Raw genomic sequence first — 26,225 nt, forward strand, 5'->3', positions numbered from 1 at the left:
CCCTCGAACCGGAACAAGCGATATCGGTGTCGATCGCCTCTACCCAACAAGGCGGTTCTTCCGTTATCCCTATCGAGGTGAGTACACACGCAACTCCTTCCGAGTCCGACTGGGCCATCCTGTTCGCCAGCTGGCTGCTGGTGACCACAGCGAGCCTCGGCAGCCTGTTTTTCTCGGAAGTCATGGAGCTGCCGCCGTGTTCTCTGTGCTGGGCACAAAGGGTCTTCATGTTCCCTCTGGCCATTATTCTGCTCCGGGGGCTTCTTCCCTACGACCCCGGTGTCGTGCGATACGCACTGCCACTGGCAGCCATCGGTGGCTTGATCGCCTTCTATCACCTGCTCCTGCAGATCGGAGTCATCCCCGAAAGTGCAGCGCCTTGCCGCCAGGGAGTCTCGTGTGCCGAGGCGCAGCTACAGGTTCTGGGCTTTGTCTCGATCCCCATGCTCTCGCTGGTCGTATTTGCCATGGTGACGGGATTGCTCTGGCAATTGAAGAGGAGACAATCGTCATGAAGAAATCTACTATCGTTTTGGTCGCCGGGGTCGGACTCGCTCTCGCCTTCGGAATCGCCACCTGGCTCTACATGGGAGCCGAAGCTGATCGCATCGAAGCGCTTGCCACGGCAGCCGACTCCCCGCTGGAGCGCCCTCACTCCCGCAGCAAAGGGCCCGCCGACGCGAAGGTCGTGATCGTCGAGTTCTTTGATCCCGCTTGCGAGACCTGCCGATCGTTCGACCCCTTCGTAAAAAGCCTACTTGCCGAGAACCCGGGTCGGGTCCGGCTTGTCCTGCGCTATGCACCGTTCCACACAGGCTCCGCAGAGGTGGTGAAGGCTCTCGAGGCCGCAGGCCAGCAGGGGCGCTATTGGGAGACGCTCGAGGTGCTCTACAAGACCCAGCCCTTGTGGGCGAGCCACCATGATCCAAGGCCCGAGGCCATCTGGCAGTTCCTGCCGAACGCCGGCGTGGATGTTGACCAGGCCCGCCGGGACGCCGCAGATCCGAAGATGGAACAGCTGGTGCAGCAGGACTTGGCCGATGGGCGCTCGCTCGGCGTCCGCAAAACACCCCAGTTCTTCGTGAACGGGAAACCACTCGTCCGGTTTGGCTCAAACCAACTCCGAGCGCTCCTCGAGGCCGAGATCGCCGAACAGTACCCCCAGTAGGTTCCAGCTCAGGAGCACTTCTTGCAACGGATGGGCAGTCCGGTCTCGGAGAGCAACTCCCCGGCCGGCGGCGTCATCCGGAAGCCGGAAGTGAGACCGGCGCAGACCCCGATCTGAGCACCCCCATTATACTTGCCGGTGCCAGGCAACGTATTGGCGGGCAGCCAGATTCCTGTCGAGTTCGTGCAACGCAATGCCGCGTTCCACCCGGTGTCCTCAAAGCACTGCATTTGATTCTGCAAAGAAATCGTTGGCGTCGCGAGACCGCAAGCTACCGCGCGATCATCGGATCGCATATCGAGCTTGCCAGTCGTTGCATCGATCGTGCCCCGAAAAACCGCCGTAGATCCAGCCGCAGTCTCCGGGCTCGTGGTCGAGTAGCTATCACTGCTCAGCAGGCAAACGATGTCCTTGCCCGGGAGCCCCGAGGAACCGTGGCTGTTGATCTTGATTCGTGTTCGGCAGCGATTGAAAACGTAGCTTCCTTCGACTTCGTCGTTATTCCACAAGGCGGACCCTGCAAGCGAGTCGGGATTGACAAGGGGAAGGACGAGTTTCCCGCGCGAAGCGGCGCCAGCGGTCCCAACGGAAAAGAGCAACGAGGCAACGGCGAGGACAAGTGTGAGTTTCATGATTTCTCCTGGTTCTGGACGGGGGGGAAGAAGGTCGTACTGACATCTGCAACTGTTTCTTGGCTTAGCGAGGGTGGCGACACCCGGCAACCCTATACTTACTTCACCGTGGCGCCTGACTTCATCCCTGCCCTGGAGCCGCAAACCCAGCCCCGCCCGATGGCGAATGTCAGCTCATCACGCGACAGCAACCGCCGGGGCGTCAACCAACCGGATCAGGCTGATCTCGCGCGGGCAATTCAGGCGGACCGGCAGCCCTGCCACACCGAGTCCCTGGTTTACGTAGAGAGTCGACCCATCCATATCGAAACGCCCCGCAGTATGATGGGCGATGACGCGCGAGGCATTGAAGTTCTTCGCGAAAGGAAAACGGAGCTGGCCGCCGTGGGTATGTCCGGCAAGCACCACCTGAAAGCCGGCTCTTGAGGCGTGGGCAAAGTAGCTCGGGCGGTGTGCAAGCAGAACTCGCGGTAAATGAGTGGGGATCTTCGGTGCGAGGACATCGAGCGCGGGATGCTCCGACTCCTTCTCGCGCCAGCCCTCGCCGGGGTCCTCGATTCCCGCCAGACATATCGGCGTGCCGTCCACGTCGATCTCGACCCACTCGTCGCGCAGCACGCGGATATCGGTATGCTCGCGAATGCCTGCAACGACACGCTCGGTTCCGGTGTAGACATCATGGTTGCCAAGAACCGCAAAAACGCCTCGCTTGGCGCGCAGCCGCGCCAGCTCCGTGCACCCTTCTTCAATATATTGCGGATCGAAGTCGAAAATATCTCCGGTGATGACGATCAGATCAGGCTCGAGCCGGTTGATGCGATCGACGTAACCTCGGAGCTTCGGTGCCCGCATCATCGGCCCGATATGAAGATCGGTAATCTGGGCGACCTGCAGCCCCGAGAGGGAATCACCGGCCCCCGCCAGCGGCAGTTCGACAGGATTCACCGATACCCATCGCTGTCCGATCAGGTACCCCCAGAGGATCGACCCGAAACCAAACGCGATCGCGACGCCACCGCCGATACTCAGCAACGCCGCCGACGTCGAGCCGCCCACATCGACAAATAGCCCAACCACCAAGAGCCCAAGACCCAGAGCCACGAAGGATATCGCCAGCAGAAGCCCCGCCCACAAGGCCGCGATACTGCCGATAATCCAGGTCCGGCTGAACACGAGGCCGAGGCCCTTGGCGCGCATTTGGCGGCGCGCCAGCGACAGGAGAAGAACGTTCGCGACGAATGCTACGACGAACCCGACAGCCGCTGTCTCAGGCGAAAGCCCCGCGCCGCCCCCGACGAGCAAGGCCCAGTGGAGGATCAGGATCTCCGCTCCGCCGAGCATGACGAGAGCGATTCGCAGCAGCCGATTCATGAAGCCCCTGCGGGGCTGCAGAGCCGGATCTCCGGACTGGCATCCTTGCAGACAGCGATTGCCGGTCGGTCCGGGCTGGAGAGAACCAACCCGCTCCAACCTCCACTTTTTTCCACCGTGACGGTCGTGAACCAGTGAGCGCTTGAAGTGAGTCCACGGATGGAGAGATCTCCGGATTCGAGGGAGAGCGATCCCGGACCGGGGCCGCTCTCGGCCGCAACGCCGCCGTTGCCCACCACAAGCTGTGGAGGCCACAGGCCGGAGCCCGGCTCGGTCGTGCGGGACCCCTGAAACAGATGCATATGGCCCGAGACCACGAGTTCCACGGGGGAGAGGCCCGCGGGTCCACCGAAGGCCCGCAGCCAGGCGGCTTGCAGCGTCCGGTTGTTGATCTCCGGACGGCAATCCGGATCGCTCTCCACGGAGCAGAGTCCCACAACGCCGATCAAGGGTCTGTGGGTGACAATCCAGGTCGGCCGGCTCGGATCCGGATCCGTTGCATCGAAAACCTCGGACAGCTGGCCGGCGTAGATCTCCGTTGTCGACTCTGGAGCGAAATAGTCGCAGGCGTTGGCCGAATCGATGACGACCAGGCGCCGGGTGCCAAGATCAATGACTCGGGGCGGAAGAACGAGGACGCGGTCGAGCACGTCGCCGACCGGCGGCACCGCCCCACCTTGGGCCGGACATGAAGTCTGACCGGACTGATCGAGATTGCTTCCTGCATCGAGGAAGTAGAGCCAGCCAGGACCCGCGCGACTGCACAATTCATGGTTGCCCCGTGCGATCACCAGCGGCGCCACACGCAATAGTGGCTCTGCGGGCTCGAAGAACTCGATCCACCAGTCTTCCCAGTTGTCGGGAAAATCGCTATAGGCTGCGTTCTGACTGATGTAGGGGCGATCGAGGCTGCATCCTGGACCGTCGACGTGGTCGCCTGCATCGTAGATCAGCAGAGTCTTTTCGTCATCGGCATATTTCGGAGTGCCTCGATAGTTCACATCGCCGACGTGGATGATGACCTGCGGAGCTGGATCGAGGGTAGAGATGTTCTGCGCCATCCGTTGCAGCGGCTGGGCCGGTGTACCCGGGGGGCAATCGTCGGCATCACACCCCGTATCCCCAGCCAGGAGCAACCGCTCGGGGGCGAGGGCCGCCAACGGCAACGACTGTCCGGACCAGGAGACCCGAAACTCTTTTTCGAACGGAAGGATGGCCTCGCAGACGCCGACAGAAAACCCATGTGGGTTCTCGCGACGGCTCATCGGCAGGCGGCCGCCGCCGTCGTCGATCAATTCCGGACAGCCTCGGCTCTGCGCGGTGACGATGGCACGTGCGTAAGCCGCAGGCCCGGTGTCCGCGGCCCCGCCGAGGATCACGTAAGACGTAATCGCCTGTTCTTGCGGACCTCGCGCCGAGTCTGCGCAACTCGAGACCAGCACCGCACCGAGCCCCACAATCATCAATTGATAATTTAATTTTCGCACACTCATAGTCGTCGCATCCAAGGGGCCACGAAACCAACCCCGCCGCAATACATTGGAGAATAACGAGAAAGGCTTCTCTTCTCCGCAAAAATCAATCGAGTTGGGGTGAATCTCGTCAGCGTTCCCGAAAATTTGCGCCCAACCGCCCCCTCGAGAAAGGTCCCCGCAGACGTCGCACCAACCAGGACCGAATGATCGCTCATCGAGGGTCCAGTCGCAGGAAATCGCGCGACGGGAAGCCGGTCAGGATGCGGAAGAAGAGTGGGTGCGCATAATCTTTCTGCAGGCGAGCATCCTCGGCACCGCTTACCGGGACTGCGGTATATGCCCGTGTCATGCCTTTCTCGGTGACCTCGACATCGGGGTTTTCGCGCGCGCGGTTATACCAGGAACGCGGCCAGTGATTGGCCGAAACATAGAGCGTGCCGTCATCGTACACCGGAGAGATGACCCGCGATTCCTTTTGACCGGAAGCATCCACCGTCATGATCACGATGGTCGATTCGCTCTCCGGCTGGAAGATCCCCAGCATGGATTCAAAGGTAAAAACGATGCCCATGTAGACAAGGATCGCGATCGCTCCATATTTGAGTGCTTTCATCTTCTGTCTCCTCGATTCAACCTGTCCGGCCTTCTTGTGCCTGCATCCTGCTGCGGGGACGCCCCTTCCAGTCCTTCATCAGCCTGCCGGAATTGCAAATGCTTTGGTGGCAACTCCGATCAGGAACCCTTCTGCGCCGGGATTCCTGCCGGTTGCCCCGCGGGCGACCGGCAGCACAGCGAGCGCGTGCAATCTGCTCCCACCGGCACCGGAGACACACGCGAAGAGGCGCCAGCCGTCCGAGCCTCTCACCAATCGGCAGGGAGGACATGGAGTTGACGGCACGGCTAGAAGTCGGACAATAGAGCATCATGAGAAAAGGATTCGGAAACGGCACGATGCTCCTGTTGCTGGCCGTCGCGATTTCGGGCTGCGCCAGCAGGTATTCGAAGCCCGGTGGCAGCTATCAGGAATACCTCGAGACCCGACACCAGTGCCTGCAGGAAAATATGATGCGGTATTCCGAATTGGGCATCTACATCAATAGTGACTTCGGTAGCGCCGGCTCGAAGCAAACCAGCTGCCTCAATGGCGGCATGTTCGCAAGCTGCATGGCCGTCAAGGGATGGATCAGGGACTCGGAAGGCTTTGCCCCTCCCGGAGGTGGCGTGTCGGTTTGCCCCGGCACGTAAAATCAGGCGGAGCCTGAGATTTCGAGCGATCCGCTCCCGAGGCTAGGCTTCTTCGATGTAGCCGGCGCCGCTTCGCGTCATCCAGGCCGCGTCGAGTCTCTCGACCGCTTCCTGCTCCCAGACGTCGTCGAGGAGGTACCACTCGCCGCGCGCCCGCTCGTGATCGACGTCGAGCACCAGATAGCCGCGCGAATCGAGCTCGACGTAGCGAACCGCGGGGTTCTGGGCGAAGATGATCTCCTCGACCCCCGCCGGAATCGATGTGCTCGGCGAGGTCACACTCGTAGTGAGCATCTCGACGCCCAGAGTGCCCCGGCCGGTCCCCGCTTCGTAGACAGAAGGCTCGTTCGGATCGCGGGTGAGGTCGCCGGCGCCCGAGACGTGCAAGTCGCCGGTCAGAACGACGAGGTTGTCGCGTCCGTGTCGCTCGATCGAATCGAAAAACCGAGTGCGCGAGGCCTCGTAACCGTCCCACTGATCGACGTTGAAAATAGTGCCGCCTCCCTGAGAGTTGGGAAGCCCGATCGCTTTGGTCTGGGACATCGCGACCTGTTGCCCGAGAACGAACCACCGCGCGCTCGAGTCGCGCACCTGCAGGTCGAGCCACTCTTCCTGATCGAAGCCGAGGATCGTCCGGTCCGGATCACGAATCGTTGCGAGATCCGCCGCATCCTCCGCTGACGCCGAGCGGCCCCACAGTCGGGTGTCAAGCATGGTGAGATCGACGAGGTCGCCGAAGCGGAAGGCACGGAAGATGCGTCCATCGGCTTGGTCGCGAATGGGGAGCCACTCCGAGTAGGCGCGCTCCGCGTTGAGTCGGCGCTCGACCCAGGAGCCTTCGTCGGGTTGATGGTTCTGCGCGCCATCACGCCATCCGTTGTTCGCCGACTCGTGATCGTCCCACACGACGACCCAAGGGTGGCGGCGGTGGGCCTCCTGGAGATCGGGGTCGGACCGATACTGTGCGTAGCGCGCCCGGTAGTCATCGAGGGTCACGATTTCTCGGTCGGGGAGATGCGCGCGCTCTCCATCGCGGCCATTGCTCTGGTACTCGTAGATATAGTCCCCGAGATGCAGCACGACGTCGAGGTCGTCACGTGCGGCGATGCCCCTGTAGGCGTGGAAGTAGCCCGAGCTGTAGCGCGAGCACGAGGCAACGGCCATGCGGACGCGTTCGACGTCGCCCACGGGAGTCGTGCGCGTGCGGCCGGTCGTAGACGCGCGGTCGAGCGCGCGGAATCGGTAGTAGTACGTCGCGCCGGGCAAAAGGCCCGAGACGTCGATCTTCACCGTATGGTCGCGTGACTCGTCCGTGGGGAACCACCCCGCCGCAATGGGAGCGGCGAAGTCCTCGCTCTCGGCCATCTCCCAGAACACGTCGACCGTGCCGTCGCGTCCGGGGGACACCTTCGTCCAGAGGATCACACGATCCGCGAGCGGATCCCCGCTCGCGACGCTGTGCGAGAACAGCCCCTCGGGACCGACCTCCCCGGAGGATTCGTATTCAGGCAGAGACGACCCGTCGGCCGCCGTGCTGCCATCGCCGCAGGCGGCGATGGGCAGCAGGCCGAGGGCCGTCGCGAGTCGCAGTACCTCTCGTCGTGAAAGTCGCGTCATGGGGAAGCTCTATCACATTTGGCCGGGTCGACGGTAGCTGACACCAAGGCCCTTCTTGCCGCACTTGCCTTCCAGCCGTCCACTCCCGACCTCGCACGCGGCGGCCTCTGCCCCCTTTCGTCCTTCTTTCCTTCCTTTAAGCGCGTTCACTCACCCTACCTTTTCGGATTTCCGTCGTCGTCGAGTTCGACGATCCTGATGGTTCGCATTTCCCGCCAGAGCCAACGAAGGGCTTTCAACGCCAGCCACGCCGAGGTCAAGCCGAAAGCGGCCGTCATGAGGAACACTCCGCGCAGAGTGTCTCCGCCGTCCTCACTGACGAGCGCCATGAAGAACCCGAAGGTGCCCAACAGCGCACCGATCAGAACAATAGCCCATGTGGCACTCATCGGCGGCATTCTATCCCTTCCGGAACGACGAGGGCAACGCTCTGATCCATCGCCGGGCCGCCGCGGACATACGGGCCCCTGCCAGTTATGGGTTCTTCTCCACCCCGGAGCTGCGGTCTCCTGGCGAGTAAAGCCCGGTCCCGATCCTTCCTTTCGTTCCCGTCGCACCTCACCATGTGTTACACCCCCGGGTTCAGGCATGGATCGGCAACGGACACCGATCGGCCATGAGGCCAACCCGTTCGAGGTCCGGCCGAACACGGGGACCGGTCGACGGAAGAGATTGGGGCGCAAGTGACATCAGCGAGGAAGGATACAGAAAGAACGCGACGGCGGCCCCGCGCGGAGTGGATCTTTCTCGCTCTTCTGCTGGTCGCAGCGACGGGCCAACGCGCCTGGAATGCAGCCGCCATCCCCTCGCTGCGCGGGTACGACGGCCCAGGTCATGCCGCCTATGTCTTCACATTGGTGGACGAGGGGCGATTGCCACATCCCACCGAGGGCTGGTCGACCTTCCATCCGCCCACATACTACGTCCTCGGCGCAGGCGTATGGAAGCTCCTGGCTCCCCTCGGACCCGATGTCGTTCAGTTCGGCCTTCGTATGATTGGGGCGCTGGCGGGACTTCTTGCTGCAATAGTGCTCTACAGATGCGCTCGCTCGCTTGGAGCGTCCGGGCCCACGGCCTGGGTGGCCACTGCCCTCTTCCTCTTTGTACCAAGCAACCAGATGGCTGCCGTAATGATCGGCAACGAGGCCCTGTGCGCCGCAATGGCGGTGCTCGCGATCCCCCCGATTCTCGCCCTGCAGGCAGATCCCACCAACCGTCGGGCCGCTTGTCTTGCCGGCCTGACAATCGGTCTGGCCATCATCACCAAATACAACTCTTTGCCTCTTCTCCCAGCCGTGTTGGTGCCCTTCGTCGTGCGACGACCAAATCCCGGGACACTCGCTGCTCTGGCGACCCTTGGTGTCACGCTCCTGATCGTCGCCGGCCCCGTCTACCTCCGCAACTTCCTGGTGACGGGCTCCCCCGTACCGATGACACGCGAGATCGGCCCCATGCAAAAAACCGAGAACAGCATGATCATCCGGCCGCGCCAGGTGACGGATTACCTCTGGATTGACCCGATGGCCATCCGGCGCCCTTCACTCTTTCAGACGGGACCGCTCCGGGCGAGACTCGCCAACCGGAACCCCGCAATGGCCAACGTCTGGGGACTGACCCACGCCTCGATCTGGTTTGATCCCTTCCTCCATCGCACCGATGACGACTTCCACCGGGACGGATCGCCCTGGGGCTTTCTGCTTGCCACGCTCGGCCTCGTCCCGGCAGCCGGGATGCTCGCGGGCTTCTTTCTCGCCGTCGGCTCGGCGGTGCGAAGCCGAGGACGCTCGCGGTGGACCCCGCTGGTCGTCTTATGGTCTTTCGGAGTCCTTCTCTTTCTGGCTTTCTCCCTGCGAGCGCCGTCGGCGGCCGCCATCAAGGGCTCCTATATGCTGCCCATTGCAGGAGCGGGTACGCTCTTCTTTGCCCGAGCAGCAACCGCACTCGTGCCGAGAGCACGGAAGGCGTTGCTGATTTTCTCTGCCTGCACAGCCATCTGGGCCGGCCTCTTCTTCACCGAGAAACTTTTCTCCAACAGTCCGGGCACCGCCGAGGGGTTCAAGCGCGCCTGGCTGACCTGGTCAAAACAACTGCCCGAAGCCAACCTCGACGGGACGATCCTCTATTTCTTCCCCGAAGACGGGAGGGGCAAAAAAGATCCTTCAGGATAGCACCGGTCGTCGGAGAGAATCACATCGAAGTCACGCCCCCGCGAGGGAAGACCCCGGGATCCAACTTCCCCCCGATCGACAAAGCTGATAACGCGGAGCACTGGAAATCGTTCTCCGATGCAATCCGGCCCATTCAAATCCGCGGGCATCCTCCCGGCGGAGCGCACCAACAAGCGAAAGATATTGGCGATCTCAGTCCTCGCCATCCTGCTGCTTCCCGCGCTCGTCTCTCTCTATATGCGCAACCCGGTTCTCGGTGCCGTCAGCGAAACCATTGCGGGCTGGCAGACCACCCGCTCTCTGGTCGAGCGCGGCGATCTCGATCTCGATGAGTTCTACCCCTCGGCCAAACAGGGAAAAGATCCGAACTATGCGGTCGTCTGGAGGGACGGAAGACTTCTGGGGATCGAGCCCCTCGCCTCCCCCCTGACGTTCGCGCCGATCGCCTGGATGGTCGAAACCGCGCAGGGTCCATTGGGACCCAATGACTTCGTGCGCGTATCTGCGATCACCGCAGCGCTCACCGTCTTCCTGCTTCTCCTCTGGTTATTGCAAACGGTTTCCCCTGGTCGCGCAATTCTGGTGACGGTCATCTTCGCGCTTGCGTCCAGCCATCGTACGCTCAATGCGAGTGGCCTCTGGCAGCACACCTCCAGTGCCCTCTGGATGGTCCTCGGACTCTGGGCATGGACCCGGGCGCGGGAGACTCCTCGCGCCTACCTTTGGGCGGGCGCCGCACTTGCCATGGCGACGGCGTGTCGACCGATTCTCGTTCCAGCCGCGATCCTCGTGATCCTCGACGCCTACCGCAACAGCGATCGGCGATCGGCTTTGCTCACCGGCGCAGTCGTGACGGCGATCGGAGGGGCGGCACTCGCTGCGAATTATGCCCTTCACGGATCCCTGCTTGGAGGCCGCGCCGAGATCGTTTCCGGGATCGCGACGAGTCACTCCGTCACTTCCTATTTCAGCTTTTCACCGGCACACCTTCTGGGCATGTTGGTGGCCCCCAGCCGAGGCCTCTTTGTCTACAGCCCGGTGCTGCTCTTCGCTTTTCCGGGCCTTCTCCTCGGCCTACGAAGTCGATCTTCCGAACCGCTGCAGGCGATCACCGTAGCGGGCCTGCTGGTCTTCGCGCTCTACGGATTCATCGCCACATGGTGGGCGGGGTGGGTATTCGGTCCTCGCTACATGAACGACCTTCTGCCTTTCTTCGCGCTCTGGCTCGCCATCGCGCCGCCATTGCGCCGTGGTCCCGCGCGAGTCGCCTTTGTCGCTGCCTTGCTCTGGTCACTTGCCGCGATGGAGGTCGGCGTCCGCGCCTACCCTTGTGGCTGGAACGCGCGGCCGGCGAATGTGGACAAGGCCCCCGAGCGACTCTGGGATCCGACAGACACCGAACTCGGCCGTTGCCTCGGGAAACTGCTCCGGAACCGCTCCTGACTCGCGCCGAAATGGCACCGGGGAAGAGCGAGCCGGATTTCCTGGCCGGTCAGCGATCCTGCAAGTGGTCCTGTGCACGGGCCTGCGTGTGCTCCTGCGGACTGGCCCGCCGGGCCGACCGCCTACTCGATATATCCGAGGCGGCGAAGTCGCTCTTCGTCGTAGGCACTGAGGCCGGTGGGTCCTTCCGTCTCGTTGGCGAGCTTGGTCGCGATTTCGTCGATACGGCTCTCGTGTTCTGCGGCGATCTCCGGATGCTGGCCCACCACGTCGATTGTTTCACCAGGGTCTGTCTGGAGGTCGAAGAGGGCCAGAACGCCGTCCGAGCGGGAGCGTGTACTTTTCCAACGGCCGTTCCGATACGTCTGGAAGTTGTTTTCGCTGACGAAGAGTTCGCTCGCTGACACGTCCTGTGGACCCGCCGTCTCCTCGCCAGCGAGGCGCAATAGAAGATCAAATATGTCCTGACTCCGGAGGAGAGTGTCGCTGGGCACGGGGATCGGGCGGGAAGTGATCAGCGGGACTTCAAGAACGGGTTGAAACGACGGGTTGCCGAAATGCCCGCTTGTCGAGGGGAGAGCGTGCTCCTCCCCAAGAGCCTCACCGTGGTCGGAGGTTAGAACAATGAGGCTGTCGGAGAGAAGGCCTCGTGCTTCGAGCTCGTCGAGCAGCTCGCCCAGGTGTGTGTCGAAAGAGGTGATCGTTTCCGCGTAGGGTCGTCGGAGCACCAGATATTCGTGGACGTCAATATAGTGGAGGTAGACGAAGAGCCGCTGGTCGGCCGGTTGCTGGTCGAGGACCCGGAGGAGCTCCGCGTTGACTGCGGGAGCGCTCCGGCGTCTCGAGATTTTCTTGGAAACGTTCCCGAAAGTGGATGCTTTCCCGTCGACCGGTGCGATCTCGACCCATTCATCGAAGCCGCGCTCGAAACCGCCTGGCGTGTAGAGGAGTTCGTTGGCTAAAATCCCGATCGTGCGAAAGCCGGCCGCGCGCATACCCTCGGCCAGGGTCGGCAGGCCCCGCGGAATGCAGGAGTCCAAATTTTCCTCGGCCATTCGGGCGAGCCCGCACCACGTCTTCCCATTCCAGTCCAGTGTTCCGCCTCCGGACTTTTCCAGGCTGGGAGTGCGACCCGTGAAAAGAGCGGCCATGGACATCGTGGTCTGATGGAACGAAGCCGTGGCGGCCTCGAAAGTCTGTCCTTCCGCGGCCAGGCGCTCCATGTTCGGGGTCCGCAAAACATCGCTGTAGAGCGAGACATGATCGCGCCTCAGAGTATCGACGACAATCAGAAAGATATGCTTCCAGTCGGAGGACTTTTGGACCTGAGGCGCCGGACTTGAGGGCTGCGAGCTGTCCTCGAACAAGAAGCCTCGGCCGAGGAACGCCACGACCAAGAGTAAACCGAGCAGCAGCAGGGACTTGATCCTCACGTCGGAAACCTCCCCGAGGCAACCTGATTCTCCGGACGCCACTGGAGCAGCCGGAAGCACTGAATACACCGGAGCCACTGGGTCGATTGCCCTTTCAGGTGGGTTATGGCGCGTACCATCCCGGGAAGGATATCAGACGCGATCCCCTGCGTCTTGTGGTCATTTCTCGCGTGGCAGACAGCAGCATCGGGCAAGGCTCCCGACCAACGGTACTTCCGAGCGGAACACCCGGAAGTTGATTTGCTTTTCCCCTCGTTGCTGGCAACTTACCGAGCATGTCGCCGCAGCAGCTTCCCGAGCGTCTTCTCGGTCGTCTTGTCGGTCGTCCTGTCGGCGGCTGCTCAATGGCTTCAAGCCATCGAATCATCATATCCTTGCACGCGGCATTTCGGATCAGGAACGCTGCATACAGGTTCTCGATCTCGAGGCATAAGGCAGGACGGACGATGGAGGCGCGGCCATGAATCCGGGGAGCCTCGCGGGCAGAGGCGCTCTATTCGCCTTCGCCTTTGCCTATATGAGCCTCGGGATTCTTCTCCCATTGGAATTACTGGATGAGGGATTTCTCGCCTACGGTTCCTGGCGCGTTGCCAACGGCGATTTACCGGTAGAGGACTTCGAGATTTTCTACGGTCCCTCCATTTTCTTCCTCGGGGGTGGCGCCTTTTCGATGTTTGGTGAGGATCTGGCCGTGCTGCGCATGCTGGTACTGACCCTCAAGGCGACTGCCTGCGTTCTGGTCTACATGGCGGCGCGCCGTGTCTCGGGTCGCATCGCCTCTCTGGGCGTCTTCCTGCTCTTGACGGCCCTTTGGGGGGCACCCTTTCCCATTCTCACCACGATCTATCCGAGTTTCGTAGGCACAGTCCTCTGCCTCGGTGGCTTCCTTGCGTTTCTCGCGCTGCGGGGCCGCCTTCTGGTGGCGTGCGCCGTGGCAGGCCTGATGTTCGGTTTTGCGACGACTTTCAAGCAGACAGCCGGTGCCTTCGGTTTTCTGGCACTCGCTCTCTACCTTCTGACGGAATCCGACGGCGAACAGCGGCAATCATCGGCTTTCCTGAATAGAGTCGTTCGATTCTCGCGATGGGCAGTGCTGCTCATCGCGACCGCGGTGGCGGCCATCTACCTCCTGCCACGAAATCCGGCGAGCAACTTCGTCTTTCTGATCGCACCGATTCTGTTTTGCATCGCTCTTCTCGGACGACAAGAGCTTCGCCAGCCTCCGGAGAGGGGAGCCCAGCTGCGAACATTCCGGGCATGGGTCGTCCTCTCCATCAGCTTCCTTCTTCCGACCGCTTGCTGGGCAGCGTTCTATTTCAGCCGGGGCCTCGGTCAGACCTTTCTCACGGTTTCCGGGCTCCCTGCCCTCGTGAACTGGATCGAACCTCTGCCCCTCGACACGACGACAGGACTCCTGTGGGTGGTCGCACTGGCCTCAGCTCTCGGCGTGCGCTGGCTTTCGACTCGAGACACGCCGGGCACGCCAGATTTCCCATGGAGCAAGAGAGTTCTGACTCTCGTCTCGGCGGCCGCCCTCGCGGCCTGGATCTTCTGCGCCCAAAACGCGTTCGGGCCCGGACCCTGGACTCTGGGCATGTCCGATCTTCTGGTCTTTGGGCCCTTTGTCCTCGTCTGGTTCTCTCTGGTCGAGGTTCGTCATTTGATCGGGCGAGACACCCGGGTCCAACTTTCTTCGGCAGAACGGTCCTATTTGGCGTTCACGATTTTCGCCTCGTTCGCGCTGCTCTCTCTCTATCCCGCGGGCGAGATCTGGCACGCTGTCGCTGTCATCCCGATCGTCCTTCCCTTGTTCGCCCCGATCCTCGATCGGCTCGGAAATTCCTCCGACCAGGAGCTTGGTCGAAACGGGATCCGGCGTTTCGGGCCGGGCCTGATCGTTGCACTCATCGTTCTCGCGCTCGGGGCCGCTCCCGTACGTGACCTGCTGCGGAGTCGAATCGAAACGCCAGCCGCGATTGGTTGGTTGCCTCGCGCCACGGAGATCGGATGGATGGGTGGCTCCCCGAACCAAACGAAATTTCGCCAAACCAATCGGGTGATTCGACGGGTCAACAAGCTGGCCCGACCAGACCAGCCCGTATTCGTATTTTCAGGCGAGCAGCTCTTCTACTTCCTCCTCGACCGAGCCTCGCCCCTGCAAGAGCACGAATTCACGCTCTATCTCGTCGCCTTCGGATTGCTCCCCGACGAGAGCGCACGCAAGCGCGTAGACCAGGCACTTGTCATTGAGCGCCTCCGCCAGACAAAACCGCTGCTCATCGATCAACCGGGGTCCAGCTTCACAGAGAATCTCCGAACCGCTTTTCCGCAGGTCGCACGATTCCTCGATGCCAACTACCAGACAGTGGCCAAGCCGGGTGTTTACCGCGTCTCTCGATATCGCGCCGGGGCGGCGGACGTCAGGTAAGCTCCCGGCGTTCCGGAGGAATCACGGGCCAACACGGAGACGAGGGAACGGAACTCAGCCGTCCGGTTTCGTTGCCACGATCAGGAAACGCCAGCTGACGACTCCGGCCAACTGGCGGAAGACGGGAATCCGGCGAGCGACGCTCTCGATCGCGAGCAGCGTTTTCATGAGCCGGGGCGATCGCCCAAAGGCCGATCCGGCATAACAACCGGTCAATGGGTAGGCGAGGAAATCCGTTCGGCAATGCGTGGATTGCATACCAAGGTCTCGAAGGGTCCCGAAAACGCGCCGCTCCTCGAAAAAGTCTTTGTAATGCTGATCGATCGGAGACTCATACTCAACTTTCTTGAACACGATCGGGTCAAGAATACGATGCACCAGACGACTGAAGGGCGAGGATACTGGTTCGAAAAGAACGAACGAGCCTCCAGGTTTGAGCGCACGATAGGCGTCGCGCAGACCGGCCTCGAAGTCGATGAGGTGGTGGAGAGCCCCATCGTAGACAAAGGCGCTCACGCTTTCGTCCGGCAATGGCAGGAACTCCCCATCCGCTCGAAGAGCGAGCAGGCCCTTCTCCCGGGCTCCAACGGCGGCCTCGGATACGTCGATTCCCACGAGCATGGGTCCATCGGGACCGCGGCGTCCCTGAAGAAATTCGAGCAGGTGTCCCTTGCCACATCCGATCTCCACCATCAGACCAGCGGAATTCAAGTCGAGGCATTCAGCGATGCGCTCGAATTGCCGCTCGAAGACTTCTCGTGCTCCTTCCTGCTGCCAGGGGACGTCGAGCAGATCCTTGCCGATCTGATTTTGCCACTCCCGCTCGAGACGGCGGAACTCATCCGCCTCGGCACCCTTGGTGAGTTTCTGGTCGTCGTGCTTCAAGTGGGAGGCTTTCCTTCCTGGAACCGACCTCCCGAGAGGCGCCGGGTCTCATCGAAACGCTTGCGTACCATGAGTCGCAGGACACGGAGAAACGTTCCGGGGGTCTGGTATCTTGATCGGACGTGTGGGTGGATCAGGTCACGGCTGAAATAGTTGACCGGAACCTCAATGACCCGCTTGCGAGCGCGGAGGACTTCGATGATCATCTCCGGAAAGATCTCGACTCCCGGACTTTCGAGCTGGTCTCTGATCAATCGGTACGTGTTCGCCCACATGCCGCGATAGACGCAGCAGATATCCGTAAAGCGCGGCTCCAGTCGCCACCAGAAAAGTTCCAGAAGTTTCGCCAGAGCCAGATGCGCGAGGCGCACGATGCCCCTCATATTTGCACCCTGCTCGATCATCTGGCGAGTTGTCCGCGTCCCGGTAACAAGGTCTGCGTCCTGCAGATAGACGAGTAATTTCGCGATGTCGGCCGGCGAAAAGGTATCGTCGGAGATGGTCGTTACGAGTATATCGCCTGTCGCGGAGTCCATGCCGAGTCGGAGCATTTCGCCGAGTGCCGGGCTGGATTTTTCCGGGATGATGACCCGAACCTTCTCTTCCTCGGCGATCCGGTCGAGCGAAGGCGTCGTTCGACCGGCGACGACGATCACCTCCGCTATTTCCTGTCGATCGACGAAAGGCCGAATCCCGAGGGCTTCGGCTTCGTCCCTTCCCTCGCAGACGTAGATGAGCGACGTTTTGCGATCCTCGAAGGATCGTTCTCGCAAGAGGTGATTGGCGAAGTTGAGTTCGTTGCGGCTATTCACGTTGACGTATCGGCCACGCAGACAAAGAGCGCCGATATGTTCCCCGGATCGAGCGAGGCGGTCGATCCAGCCCGTCCAGTCGCCAGGCCCCGGAGCGCCGTCGGCAAACGTCGCAGCCAGGCGATGCTGGGCGTCCGGGGACACCAGGTACGTCCCGGTTCCCATGCGCAGGCTCGTCACCTTCTCGGGTTTTTCTCGAAGAGCCTGGATCCGGCTACCCTCCAATTCGACCTCGTAGTTGTTTCGGACGTGTTTGGGGTACTCGGCCTGAATCCACGTGCAGGTGATCAGTGCATCAGGCTGGCCGATCAACTCCGAGTGATTGGTGTCCGCGTAGCATTCGTCGGCAAGCATGACGCAGCAGGGACCGTCGAATTGGCTGCATCCAAGGTGGATCGAATAGGGAAGCTCGAGATTGAGTCGGTCATTTTCGACGTAGACGATTTCCACACCAAGCCGCGAACCGTCGCCGAGGTGATCGCGGATCGCTGCACCGAGGTGCCCTACCACGATTGCGATCTTGCTGATCGCCAACTGGTCGCGAAGGAGAAGTACGTTGCGCTCCAGCAGTGACGTTCCGTCGACTTCCAGAAGCGATTTCGGTATCGTCTTCGTATAGGGGTAGGCCCGGACGCCGCGACCGGCAGCAGGGATGACGCCATACAACTCAGGCACGGCCCGAGGGTAGACGAGATGCTGGAGGCACGCAAGCAGGTGAAGGGACCCACGGACATCGTCATCCCGACATGCAACGAGGCCTCGACCATCCCGGATCTGCTGCTGCGACTTCGCAACGCCTGCCCGGACGCCCGACTCATCTTCGTCGACAACGCCTCTGCCGACGCGACTGTCGAATTGCTTCGGGAGGCCGGGATCGCCGACATTCTCCAACACTCGGAGAACCTCGGCTATGGCCGATCCCTTCTCGACGGCATGCGGTACGGCAGCGGCGAACGAGTCGTCGTGATTGATGCGGATTTGGAATACAGCCCGGAGGATATTCCGGCCATGATTGCCAGATTGGACCATGCGGATGCCGTGATCGGTTCGAGATTTCTGAACCCGGGAGCCTCTGCGATCGACATGCAGCGCTACAGATCGCTCGGGAATGGCTTGGTGACCGGACTCTTCAATCTCCTGTTCGGGCAAGACTTGACGGACCTCTATACGGGCGTGCGGGCATTCAATCGCAGGGTTTTGCCCCTCGATGACCTCCAAAGTTCAGGATTCGAATTCGTGCTCGAGCTTTCTGCCCGGCTCGTCTCTGCGGGGGTTCCGATCGTCGAAACTCCGGTGGCCTACACCCCGCGGTCCACTGGTTCGTCCAAGATGAAGCATCTTCCCGAATTTCTCAGGTTCGGGCGACGCCTGATCACGCTCCGCCGGCAATTGGGCGGATCCCGGAGCAGGTAAGCCATGGCCCTGTTCGCCCGACGCGGCCTCCGACTGATCGCGTTGATCGCGTTGACCGTCGCGGTTCTGGAGGGCACCTTGCAGGGAGCGGCATGGGTGATTCGGCAAACAGGCCGACAAGCCGAGAATGCCTGGCAGGGCGAGGGTCTTCGGGTGCTCGCCGTGGGCGACTCGAACACCTACGGCCTCTACCTCGATCAGCAGGATTCGTATCCGAGCCAGCTGGAAGCGCTCTGGAATGCCACACATCCGGCAGGGGCGCAGATCGAAGTCCTGAACCTCGGTTACCCGGGCAACGGAACGGCAGCGATCTTGAGGGATTACGAAAGGCTGCTCTCGACGCTTCGCCCCGACGTCGTGCTGCTGCTCGTCGGGGCCAACGACTACTGGGCGCTTCCTGCAGCTGCTGATTCGTCTCCCGAAAAATTTGATGGACCGTCGACTCTCCTCAAACAGTCCAGACTCTATCGCCTTTGGCGCATTGCTCGTGCCGGCGACAATGAGTCCCCTTCTGAAACTCCGAATTTCCGCACACGCGAGGCGGAGGATCAGGTCCAGGGAATGATTCTTCGGCAGGAGAATGTGTCGGAGACCATCACGATTTCGGGCGAGAGCTTCCCGGTTGGTTTTCGTGCACGCGGAGAACCGGCGGCTCCGGGACAAGCCGAACGCGGCCTGAGAAAGAGCCTGCGCACGCTCGCAGCGATGACACGCGAGTCCGGCGCGCTTCTGGTGGCGCTGACCTACCCCTCCAGCGAGGGCCTGTATCAACTGGCCAATGAAGTCATTCGATCAGAAATGAAGGCGCAGGATACTCTGATCGACGTCAACCGGACCTTCGAGGTGGTATGTCGGAATGAAGCTGAATGTGATCCGCTTTTTCTCCCCGACAGGCACCCGACGGCGAAGGGCTACGGGATCGTTGCGTCGGTGCTATCGCGGGAACTGGCAGCCCCACTTTCAGGACTGGCATCACCGAGGGGATCTGACGACCAGAAACCCTAGGTCGTCACCGGAGGCCCCTGGCGGGAGATTTCCGGTTGGTTGTCCTGAAGCCGCGGGTTTCTTATGGTGCGGCAGTGCGCCTGCCTTCCAAGATTCTGGTACTGACTACAGCCGCGTTCCTCCTCGGCTGCCCGCAGGGTTCAGACCCTGATCGATCGCGCAGCATTTCCCTGCGGCTATGGGAGGACATGAACGTCGGCTCCCGAGAGTCGCCACGCTGCGCGGTCGGTGACGTCCTGCGGCCGGCCCTCGGCTGCTCGCGTGGCCAACAGATCTTTGACGGCCTCCTGACCACCGACAAGAAAGGCGTCGCTTTTCTCGATCTGGAACGGCCGCCATCACTGCAAGGTCAGGCCGCGCTGGTCAAATCGGTTCGCAACCCGAGGAACCTGCTCGACGACGGTGCCCTGCCCCCCTTGCTGCTTCCCGCCGGAACCGACCGCCTGCAAGGAGCGTTGCCAGGCGCCGGGGACCCTGACGAGAGCATCAAGGTCAGGGTTCGCATCCAGAAGCTCTCCGACGACAGACGTGTTTGGCAATCCATGCCGCAGAAGATTAACCGAGCCCAGACGCTTGTCGTGCATCTGGGCCTGGACCCCAGAGCGGTCGCTGTCGGGGCCGGACCCACTCGCTTCCGGATCATCGCGAAGTCCGGGGGCAAGCGACACGATCTTCTGGACAAGGTTCTGCGGCCAGACGAGCCTGCGGTCTGGCAGAAACATAGCCTGGCACTGGAACAATTCTCCGGGCAGGAAGCCGTCTTCCAATTCGAGGCGGAACCCGAATCGGGGCCGGGTGCGAACCTGATCGCGCCTCTCTTCGGATCGCCGCTGCTGACAAGCCAGGTGGAGGGTCCCAAGCCGCCCAGCGTGATTCTGATTTCACTCGACACCCTGCGCGGCGATTTCGTAGGGCAAGTTCGTGACGGCAGCAGCCTGACGGAGAACATCGATGCCTTTGGTCGCCAGGGCGTCACCTTCTCCAAGGCAATGACGACCTACCCGTCGACCACCGCCTCGCATATGAGCATCTTGACGGGCGTCTACCCCTCCAAGCATCATGTTGTCGGTCCGGATCGCCACCTTGCGGGGGAAATCCCTATCGCAGCTCAGCTTTTCGCCGAGGCCGGCTACTTTACCGGGGCCGTCACGGAAAACGCCATGATTTCGCCGAGCAGCGGCTTCGAACGCGGATTCGATTTTTACCGTGAAGAACACGGCACAAGCCATGAGCATGTGCTCGGCTTCATCGAGGCGACGCTGGCAACCGCAACCCGATGGATCCGAGAACACGGCAAGGACCCCTTTTTCCTGTTCGTCCACACCTATCAGGTCCACTCTCCCTACTTTCCGCCGGAAGAACACGATCGCTTCACGGGCTCGCCCGATTGGTTATCGACCAAACTTCGGCGGATCCACCTCAACCAACTGAACGCCTATACCGGTGAGGTCCTTTACACCGATGCAGTGGTCGGAGAGTTCCTTGCCGAGTTGGAGAGGATCGGAATCGGAGACGACACGATTGTCATCATCACATCAGACCACGGCGAAGCATTCGGTGTGGGAGGCCACGTCGGCCATTCCCGCTTCCTCCCCGAATCCGTCATGCACATACCATTGATGATTCGCGCCCCCGGGAAACTGCCGGCCGATCTTCGAGTGGATTCGGTGGTTTCGGTGGTCGATATCCTGCCCACCCTGCTGGAGCTTACCGGCCAACCTGCGCTGCCAGAGGCCAATGGCATCTCCTTGCTTCGCTATGTCGAGGATCTGACCAATCCACCCAAGCGTGTCGTGTATGGAGAAAACCGTCGTAAAATCGCCAACCACATCACCGCACGAACCGACACCCATCGCTTCGTGCGCCACCGCGACAACCCGCGGGCCCTGCAGATCTTTGCCATCAACGAGAAATCAGGGACCGAAACCCTCATCGACAGTCCAGCCCTGCGCAGTGAAGGAAAAGCCCTGATCGCGCAATACCGGACCGAAAGTCAGAGCGGCAACCTGACGGACAACACCAACAACGTACCGGAAGATACCGCAGCGAAGCTCAGAGCACTCGGCTACACCGACTAGAGACCGGCGAAAGGGCTCCTGCAATCGCCGGGGGCAATCGAGCGGGTTCTCGGGAACCAGGCCGGGCTCTGATTGGTGCGAAATTTTCCTTATTGGACGCCAGTCGCTTCGCGGTCCGGAGGGAAAGAAGTGTTCGACTCTCCCGTCCGGGCAGTGGGTTGGTGACTATCTGGTTCCTGCACGCGGAACAGGATCCAGCGCCCGTCGGGGTCCTGCGCTTCGCGGACAAGAACTCCGTCAAGTATCGCCGGCAGCTTTTGCCAACGCTGCCGCGCCACAGGCGCAAGGGCTCGTGGGTGGACCACGATATGCGTCAAGTTGGTTCCCCGCACCAACTCGGCCAGACTTTCGGGATCGGGAAGCTTCCTTGCCAGTGAGACTCGGTCCAGGTAGCCCGACGGCCAGTAGCCGTTGTAGCCGTTCACCAACGGGCGTTGATGAAAGATTGCGCGATACATGGCCTCGGAATCGCGCAAAGGGCGACGGGGATTTGTCGGGAGTTCAAGAACGGTCCCGGATCCCGATTCCAGAGCTTGCACCAAGTCCGAATCGCGGCTCGGTGCCTTCAACATGGGATAAGCGAGCAGAGATTGCCGCACCGGTGGCGCGACGGGCGAGGCGATTCCCAAAAAGGTCTGTCCGGCCCAGACCGCGCCGATGACAATGGCAATGGACGCAGCGATAGCGGGTGACAGGGGTGCCTGCCTGCGCGCGCCAAGGCGCCGGATGATCTCTGCCGTCGCCAGCCCCGCCAACATGCAGATGCCGATCAGCGCGCTGATGCCCAGCCGTGCGGGCACGCGGAAGCGCTCATAAAGCGGAAAGATCTCCGCGAACCAGGCATGTGGCATTTCGACCGTGGTCTCGAACCAGAGGATGCTGGGGGTGAGCGAGATCCAGAGCCCCACCAGGAGAAAGACCATCGAGACAGCCGCAATGCGGGTGACAAGGGAGCTACCTTCCTCGCGCCATCGCAAAAGCAGGAACAAGCTGCCTGCGATGACCAACGGCGTTGCCAGGATCGGCACCGAAGCGGGATGTCCGGAGCGATAGAAGGCCCAGGGAAAGGCGGTTGGCCCCTGCCCCATGCCGAGCCATCGAGTCTGCGTTGCCAGCTCGGGATTGATGGACGAGATATAGGCGTACATCGCGTAGAGGGGAGCGAGGATGACCACAGTCATCGCGAGGATCGTCATGAGCCGCCACCCGTCCGCGCGTCGCGAGCGGGTGGCCAGGTTCATCACGGCGACAACCCCGAGAGCGGCGAGCAGGGAGAAGGCCATATAGGCGACGTCGGGCAGGCATTGCGCCACGATCAGCGGAAGCACCCAGAGGGCGGCGCGAAAGCTGCTCCACGGTTGCGAGACACGCAGAATCACAATCGGAAAGAGGAACAGCAGCGAGTAGTTCGGAACGGATGGAACGAAGGTCCACAGGAGCCAACGAGACATCAGAAAAGTCCATGCGGCGACAAAACCGGCCGCGTTGGAGCCCGTGGCAAAACGAAGCACCAGGTGGAGCGAGAGGGCTGTCGCGGTGCAGCCAACCAGCAAGAGGATATTCAGTGCCAGCGTCGGATTACCCGTCGCAAGATAGGTCGGTGCGAAAACCGGCAGTGCCCCGATGGCCGTCTGCCCGTAGAAAAGCGAGTGAGACGCCGGATAGAAGATGCCTGCGTCGGCATAGGCACCCAGAGACTCGACCAGGGCGCGGCTCTGGTGAGCCATGGACCAACCGATATGCAGAAGGTCGAGCCCGGCGATCGAAGAATTGGGAAGGTGGCTGGTCATCTTCGTGGCCAGCGGCCATGTCTGGAGGACCGTGGCCGCGAGGTAGAGTAAAGTCCAGCCAAAGGTTTCGATCCCACCCGGCAATTTACGCGCAGGCAAGGCGTTCCCGGCTCGCTCCACCCCGCCTAACAAGACCGTGATCCTTCAGGCCTCACCACGCTGTGTCGCCACGGAGCTCGGAGAGTGAAGAGAGGTGTGGTCGGCATGACGAATTCGAGAGTGCCCGCGCTTCGCCTCGCATCGAACGGGAAACCTTTGTCGATCCGGTCGATCGAGATTCGCAACCGGCAAGCAGGAACCTGGAGCGAAACGCAAAGACTCGCACCTGGCGCCGTCCAGCGGGGCCAGACGCTGCTGCCGTCATCCCGACAATCTTGACGGCGGTCATCATTGAGTGGTACTTTTCCCCTAGTGACTCTTGGCGGTCAACCCCCGACCGGATGCGCGATCGCCTCTGCGGGCAAGAATATTTCCTGAAGGAGCGAGCGCGTCGCGAGTCATTGCGGTCCACGCATATTTCCGGCAAAACTTCAGGCTCAACGGGCGCTTTGGCTGTCCCGGTGGAAGGAATATGAAGGCGGCAACCCAAAACTCTATCTGGCGGGGGGCTAACCTGAGTTCAGCTCGCCTGCACGAGTTGCGCCGAAGCGGAGTCTGCCGCTGTCCGGGATGCGGACCTTCATGAGCCCCAGCGCGACCGGTCTCGAACCGGAAGGAGCATCGTGGCGGGAGTTGGCCTGTTCGGCTCTTCTCTACCTTTGTCTCGCTCTTTGGTGGCTGGATCCCCTCGTCTGGTTCATCGACGATCACCTCACCGGCCAAATGGATGGCGTTGCTCTCGTTTTTGAGGATCTCCAACTGGTCGTCTGGTCTCTCGCATGGGGGGCTCGGGCCCTCGTCACAGACCCCCTGGGAATTTTCGACGCGAATATCTTCTACCCGATGCCCGAATCTTTGACATTTTCGGAGCACTTTTTTGGGCTGCTCCCGTTGTATGCGCCAACCTACTGGGCGACGGCGAATCCGATCCTCTCGACCAACATCACGATTCTCGCCATCTTTGTCCTGCGTGGGCTCTCGGTCCAGGTCTTGCTCCGTCGCTATACGGGACCCGAGGCGGCCATTCTGGCGGCGCTCTTTTTTACGTTCTCGCCGAGCGTTGATGCCAGAGTCGTCAAGTTTTACCTGCTCGCAAGCTTCGGCCTGATCTTTGCGCTCTTCTTCATTGATCGCCTTCTCGCCTCGGCGCGCTGGCGCGATATGTTGGGGCTTGGGCTGATGCTCGGCATGCAGGCAGCCACATCGGTATATCTGGCCTTTGCTGCAATGTTCGGAGTGGTGGCGTGGACATTACCGTCTCTTTGGTTCTACCGGTCGCAATTGGACGCGCGCCGACTCCTTGCCCTCGCCGGCGCGGCGCTCCTCGCGGTCATCATCCTGGTACCCCTGCACCTACCCTACCTGCGTCTCGCCCTGGGCGCGGAACTTCCCGATTATATCCAAGGCGCAGACCTTCCCTGGAATATGTCCCAGCGGCGCACGCTCGCGGCCATACGAAATTTCAATGCCAACTGGGTACCGTGGTTCGTTTGGGCATTTGCTTTTGTAGCGCTGATTCCCCGTCGCCGAATGCCTCTGGCTGCGATCGTGGGGGCATCTTTCGTGGGGATTCTCGGTTTCGTTCTCGCCGCCGGACCGCACGGCCGGCTGATCGGCGTTCCTACGGGATGGGTCTACACCCTTGCCGCCGATATGATTCCGGGCATGTCGACAGTTCGTTCCCCGACGCGCTTTCTCGTTCTCGTCGAGATCTCGATTGCGTTGCTGGCCGGACTGGGAATGCAAGCGGTCTTCGCGCGGCTTCCGTCCTGGCCCCGGCGCATCCTCGCTGTGCTAATTGGCGTCTCCTTTATCGGTATCTTTGCACCCGAGCAGCATCCCTTGAGGAAGGTCGATCGGGGGGCCGAACCCGGTCATGTCTACCGGGCGCTCGCTGAATCAGGCGACGGCCGCGCCGTCCTGGAGCTACCCAAGGGTGAATGGGGAGTCACGGCAGCGAAGCGAATGCTGGGGAGCACGACCCATTGGCAACCGATCGTCGATGGCTATAGCGGTCATCCCCCCGACTCAAACGGTCTCATTCAAACTCTGGCAGAAAAGCTTCCTGAACTATCCGCCCTCCAACGCCTTGTCGACACCGTCGATATCGGCTGGATCGTGATCCACCGGAAGGAAAAGGGGCGACCCATGCGTCCGTGGCCCCAGCGGGATATGCCGGGCCTGCAGTATATCGGCGGCTATGGCTCGAGCGATCTCTATCGCGTGGTGTTGCCCATGCAGGATAATCGGCGCGACCTTTTTCTCAGCCGCGCTCGGACACTGGAAGGCAACCCCCGGGCCGACGTAAGCGAAAGCTGTCCGGGAAGGATCGAGCTTCTGAGCATCGTTCGCCCCCCGTGGAATCAGAACAAGCTTCTGATCAAGCTGCGATTTCACAATTCCGGACCGGAGCCGTGGCCGGCGCTTGGAGCCTATACCTCGAAATTGCTGCGCCTCAATATTTGCGCCGCGGAAACGAAGGTCTGCGCGGGGAAGGGAATTCGACTCGAAGGGGACGTTCCGGTGGATGGCCATCTGGATCAGAAGGTCGAATGGGTGAATGGACGCCGACAATTGCCCCGGCGACTGCGCCTCGAGCTCTTTCAGCAGGGCGGCCGGAACCTGAAGACCTGCGGGGTGGAGCCGCTACTCGTCGCGGTGCCCCCCCGGGGAAAGTAACCGAACGAGCCTTGCCGCCGCCAACTGGTATTGCTCCAGCCCTGAGCCCGAGGAGGCTCCGGTCTGGCCGCACAAGGCAAAACAAAGTGGCGGCTTTGCAGTCAAGGCCATCGGGACATGATGGCAGGACATGCAATCGCCCGCTGGAGGTCAACTCCCAACCTTTTGAGCGAAGTCCGCCCTCCACCTCGCGAGGCAAAAAAAGTGGAGGCGGGGGGAATCGAACCCCCGATAAGCGACGTTAGGCGATGACGAGTTACGGATTGCCTTGGTTTTCGCCCTCGCGGATCAGGGCACGTAACGGGACATCATCCTTAAACGACAGAATTCTGGCGATGGGACTCGACCAACCGGCCTGCGTGGGCCCTACTAGATCAGCTGCCTATGGGCAGGTGTACCACTGGTCGGAGACGCAGGTGCCGCCTCGCACGGCACGAGCATGGAAGGATCCGACTTTTCCGTAACTCCAGCGACCGGAGGACTG

20 protein-coding genes are annotated in these 26,225 nt (G+C 61.5%); 10 read left to right on the top strand and 10 right to left on the bottom strand.

Going from position 1 to position 26,225, the window contains the following annotated elements:
• The first annotated feature begins 77 nt into the window (after positions 1-77).
• Together P8K07_05340 and P8K07_05345 are read left to right on the top strand one after the other, a co-directional pair.
• Positions 78-515: a disulfide bond formation protein B gene (locus P8K07_05340; protein MDG1957947.1), complete on the top strand. Its 438-nt coding sequence runs from the start codon at positions 78-80 to the stop codon at positions 513-515.
• Positions 512-1,168: a thioredoxin domain-containing protein gene (locus P8K07_05345; protein MDG1957948.1), complete on the top strand. Its 657-nt coding sequence runs from the start codon at positions 512-514 to the stop codon at positions 1,166-1,168. The genes P8K07_05340 and P8K07_05345 overlap by 4 nt, the downstream gene beginning before the upstream one ends.
• Positions 1,169-1,176: 8 nt before the next feature.
• On the opposite strand, the gene P8K07_05350 is transcribed toward P8K07_05345, so the two are convergent.
• The 4 genes from P8K07_05350 to P8K07_05365 form a co-directional block, all read right to left on the bottom strand.
• The gene (locus P8K07_05350; GenBank protein MDG1957949.1) at positions 1,177-1,800 is read right to left on the bottom strand and encodes a hypothetical protein; all 624 of its coding nucleotides are present in this window, start codon (positions 1,798-1,800) and stop codon (positions 1,177-1,179) included.
• 177 nt (positions 1,801-1,977) lie between these two features.
• On the bottom strand, positions 1,978-3,171 hold the full coding sequence (locus tag P8K07_05355) for a metallophosphoesterase (GenBank protein MDG1957950.1): 1,194 nt from the start codon (positions 3,169-3,171) through the stop codon (positions 1,978-1,980).
• Positions 3,168-4,664 carry a metallophosphoesterase gene (locus tag P8K07_05360; protein ID MDG1957951.1) on the bottom strand — a complete coding sequence of 499 codons (1,497 nt, stop codon included), beginning with the start codon at positions 4,662-4,664 and terminating at the stop codon, positions 3,168-3,170. The genes P8K07_05355 and P8K07_05360 overlap by 4 nt, the downstream gene beginning before the upstream one ends.
• 193 nt (positions 4,665-4,857) lie before the next feature.
• Positions 4,858-5,259 carry a nitroreductase/quinone reductase family protein gene (locus tag P8K07_05365; protein MDG1957952.1) on the bottom strand — a complete coding sequence of 134 codons (402 nt, stop codon included), beginning with the start codon at positions 5,257-5,259 and terminating at the stop codon, positions 4,858-4,860.
• Positions 5,260-5,570: 311 nt separating this feature from the next.
• On the opposite strand from P8K07_05365, the gene P8K07_05370 reads away from it, so the two are divergent.
• Positions 5,571-5,891: a hypothetical protein gene (locus P8K07_05370; protein ID MDG1957953.1), complete on the top strand. Its 321-nt coding sequence runs from the start codon at positions 5,571-5,573 to the stop codon at positions 5,889-5,891.
• 42 nt (positions 5,892-5,933) lie between these two features.
• On the opposite strand, the gene P8K07_05375 is transcribed toward P8K07_05370, so the two are convergent.
• Positions 5,934-7,508 (bottom strand): alkaline phosphatase D family protein, encoded by a 1,575-nt coding sequence (locus P8K07_05375; protein MDG1957954.1) that lies wholly within the window; start codon positions 7,506-7,508, stop codon positions 5,934-5,936.
• Positions 7,509-7,663: 155 nt separating this feature from the next.
• Positions 7,664-7,897 (bottom strand): hypothetical protein, encoded by a 234-nt coding sequence (locus tag P8K07_05380; protein MDG1957955.1) that lies wholly within the window; start codon positions 7,895-7,897, stop codon positions 7,664-7,666.
• A 294-nt stretch (positions 7,898-8,191) separates the two neighbouring features.
• Here P8K07_05380 and P8K07_05385 point away from each other — a divergent pair, with 294 nt between their 5' ends.
• Both P8K07_05385 and P8K07_05390 read left to right on the top strand, forming a co-directional pair.
• Entirely contained in the window at positions 8,192-9,676 is a 1,485-nt protein-coding gene (locus P8K07_05385; protein ID MDG1957956.1) for a phospholipid carrier-dependent glycosyltransferase, read from the top strand.
• Between the two features lie 117 nt (positions 9,677-9,793).
• Positions 9,794-11,119 carry a hypothetical protein gene (locus P8K07_05390; protein ID MDG1957957.1) on the top strand — a complete coding sequence of 442 codons (1,326 nt, stop codon included), beginning with the start codon at positions 9,794-9,796 and terminating at the stop codon, positions 11,117-11,119.
• 122 nt (positions 11,120-11,241) lie between these two features.
• Here P8K07_05390 and P8K07_05395 read toward each other — a convergent pair whose 3' ends face one another.
• Positions 11,242-12,552 carry a sulfatase gene (locus P8K07_05395; GenBank protein MDG1957958.1) on the bottom strand — a complete coding sequence of 437 codons (1,311 nt, stop codon included), beginning with the start codon at positions 12,550-12,552 and terminating at the stop codon, positions 11,242-11,244.
• A 460-nt stretch (positions 12,553-13,012) separates the two neighbouring features.
• Between P8K07_05395 and P8K07_05400 the strand changes: the two genes are divergently transcribed.
• Complete coding sequence (locus tag P8K07_05400; protein MDG1957959.1) at positions 13,013-14,980, top strand: hypothetical protein; 1,968 nt, start codon at positions 13,013-13,015, stop codon at positions 14,978-14,980.
• A gap of 54 nt (positions 14,981-15,034) precedes the next feature.
• On the opposite strand, the gene P8K07_05405 is transcribed toward P8K07_05400, so the two are convergent.
• Both P8K07_05405 and P8K07_05410 read right to left on the bottom strand, forming a co-directional pair.
• Positions 15,035-15,865, bottom strand: coding sequence for a methyltransferase domain-containing protein (locus tag P8K07_05405; GenBank protein MDG1957960.1), 831 nt, complete (start codon positions 15,863-15,865; stop codon positions 15,035-15,037).
• Complete coding sequence (locus tag P8K07_05410; GenBank protein ID MDG1957961.1) at positions 15,862-17,352, bottom strand: NTP transferase domain-containing protein; 1,491 nt, start codon at positions 17,350-17,352, stop codon at positions 15,862-15,864. The genes P8K07_05405 and P8K07_05410 overlap by 4 nt, the downstream gene beginning before the upstream one ends.
• An 18-nt stretch (positions 17,353-17,370) precedes the next feature.
• Between P8K07_05410 and P8K07_05415 the strand changes: the two genes are divergently transcribed.
• Genes P8K07_05415 through P8K07_05425 form a run of 3 tightly spaced genes read left to right on the top strand, consistent with a single transcriptional unit; the run spans position 17,371 to position 21,173 of the window.
• Positions 17,371-18,090 carry a glycosyltransferase family 2 protein gene (locus P8K07_05415; protein ID MDG1957962.1) on the top strand — a complete coding sequence of 240 codons (720 nt, stop codon included), beginning with the start codon at positions 17,371-17,373 and terminating at the stop codon, positions 18,088-18,090.
• A gap of 3 nt (positions 18,091-18,093) precedes the next feature.
• On the top strand, positions 18,094-19,095 hold the full coding sequence (locus P8K07_05420; GenBank protein ID MDG1957963.1) for a GDSL-type esterase/lipase family protein: 1,002 nt from the start codon (positions 18,094-18,096) through the stop codon (positions 19,093-19,095).
• Positions 19,096-19,130: 35 nt separating this feature from the next.
• Positions 19,131-21,173, top strand: coding sequence for a sulfatase (locus tag P8K07_05425; GenBank protein MDG1957964.1), 2,043 nt, complete (start codon positions 19,131-19,133; stop codon positions 21,171-21,173).
• 89 nt (positions 21,174-21,262) lie between these two features.
• Here the strand turns inward: P8K07_05425 and P8K07_05430 are convergent, their stop codons facing one another.
• Positions 21,263-23,095, bottom strand: coding sequence for a hypothetical protein (locus P8K07_05430; GenBank protein ID MDG1957965.1), 1,833 nt, complete (start codon positions 23,093-23,095; stop codon positions 21,263-21,265).
• 549 nt (positions 23,096-23,644) lie between these two features.
• Between P8K07_05430 and P8K07_05435 the strand changes: the two genes are divergently transcribed.
• Positions 23,645-25,741 carry a hypothetical protein gene (locus P8K07_05435; protein MDG1957966.1) on the top strand — a complete coding sequence of 699 codons (2,097 nt, stop codon included), beginning with the start codon at positions 23,645-23,647 and terminating at the stop codon, positions 25,739-25,741.
• Positions 25,742-26,225 lie beyond the last annotated feature (484 nt).

The sequence above is a fragment of the Candidatus Binatia bacterium genome, assembly GCA_029248525.1.
In the GTDB taxonomy this organism is placed as follows: Bacteria; Desulfobacterota; Binatia; order UBA12015; family UBA12015; genus UBA12015.

Bases quoted from the DNA above. Each gene is read 5' to 3' on its own strand.
- P8K07_05345 (MDG1957948.1), top strand. From the start codon at position 512: ATGAAGAAATCTACTATCGTTTTGGTCGCCGGGGTCGGACTCGCTCTC.
- P8K07_05350 (MDG1957949.1), bottom strand. From the start codon at position 1,800: ATGAAACTCACACTTGTCCTCGCCGTTGCCTCGTTGCTCTTTTCCGTT.
- P8K07_05355 (MDG1957950.1), bottom strand. From the start codon at position 3,171: ATGAATCGGCTGCTGCGAATCGCTCTCGTCATGCTCGGCGGAGCGGAG.
- P8K07_05360 (MDG1957951.1), bottom strand. From the start codon at position 4,664: ATGAGTGTGCGAAAATTAAATTATCAATTGATGATTGTGGGGCTCGGT.
- P8K07_05365 (MDG1957952.1), bottom strand. From the start codon at position 5,259: ATGAAAGCACTCAAATATGGAGCGATCGCGATCCTTGTCTACATGGGC.
- P8K07_05370 (MDG1957953.1), top strand. From the start codon at position 5,571: ATGAGAAAAGGATTCGGAAACGGCACGATGCTCCTGTTGCTGGCCGTC.
- P8K07_05375 (MDG1957954.1), bottom strand. From the start codon at position 7,508: ATGACGCGACTTTCACGACGAGAGGTACTGCGACTCGCGACGGCCCTC.
- P8K07_05380 (MDG1957955.1), bottom strand. From the start codon at position 7,897: ATGAGTGCCACATGGGCTATTGTTCTGATCGGTGCGCTGTTGGGCACC.
- P8K07_05390 (MDG1957957.1), top strand. From the start codon at position 9,794: ATGCAATCCGGCCCATTCAAATCCGCGGGCATCCTCCCGGCGGAGCGC.
- P8K07_05400 (MDG1957959.1), top strand. From the start codon at position 13,013: ATGAATCCGGGGAGCCTCGCGGGCAGAGGCGCTCTATTCGCCTTCGCC.
- P8K07_05415 (MDG1957962.1), top strand. From the start codon at position 17,371: ATGCTGGAGGCACGCAAGCAGGTGAAGGGACCCACGGACATCGTCATC.
- P8K07_05420 (MDG1957963.1), top strand. From the start codon at position 18,094: ATGGCCCTGTTCGCCCGACGCGGCCTCCGACTGATCGCGTTGATCGCG.
- P8K07_05435 (MDG1957966.1), top strand. From the start codon at position 23,645: ATGAGCCCCAGCGCGACCGGTCTCGAACCGGAAGGAGCATCGTGGCGG.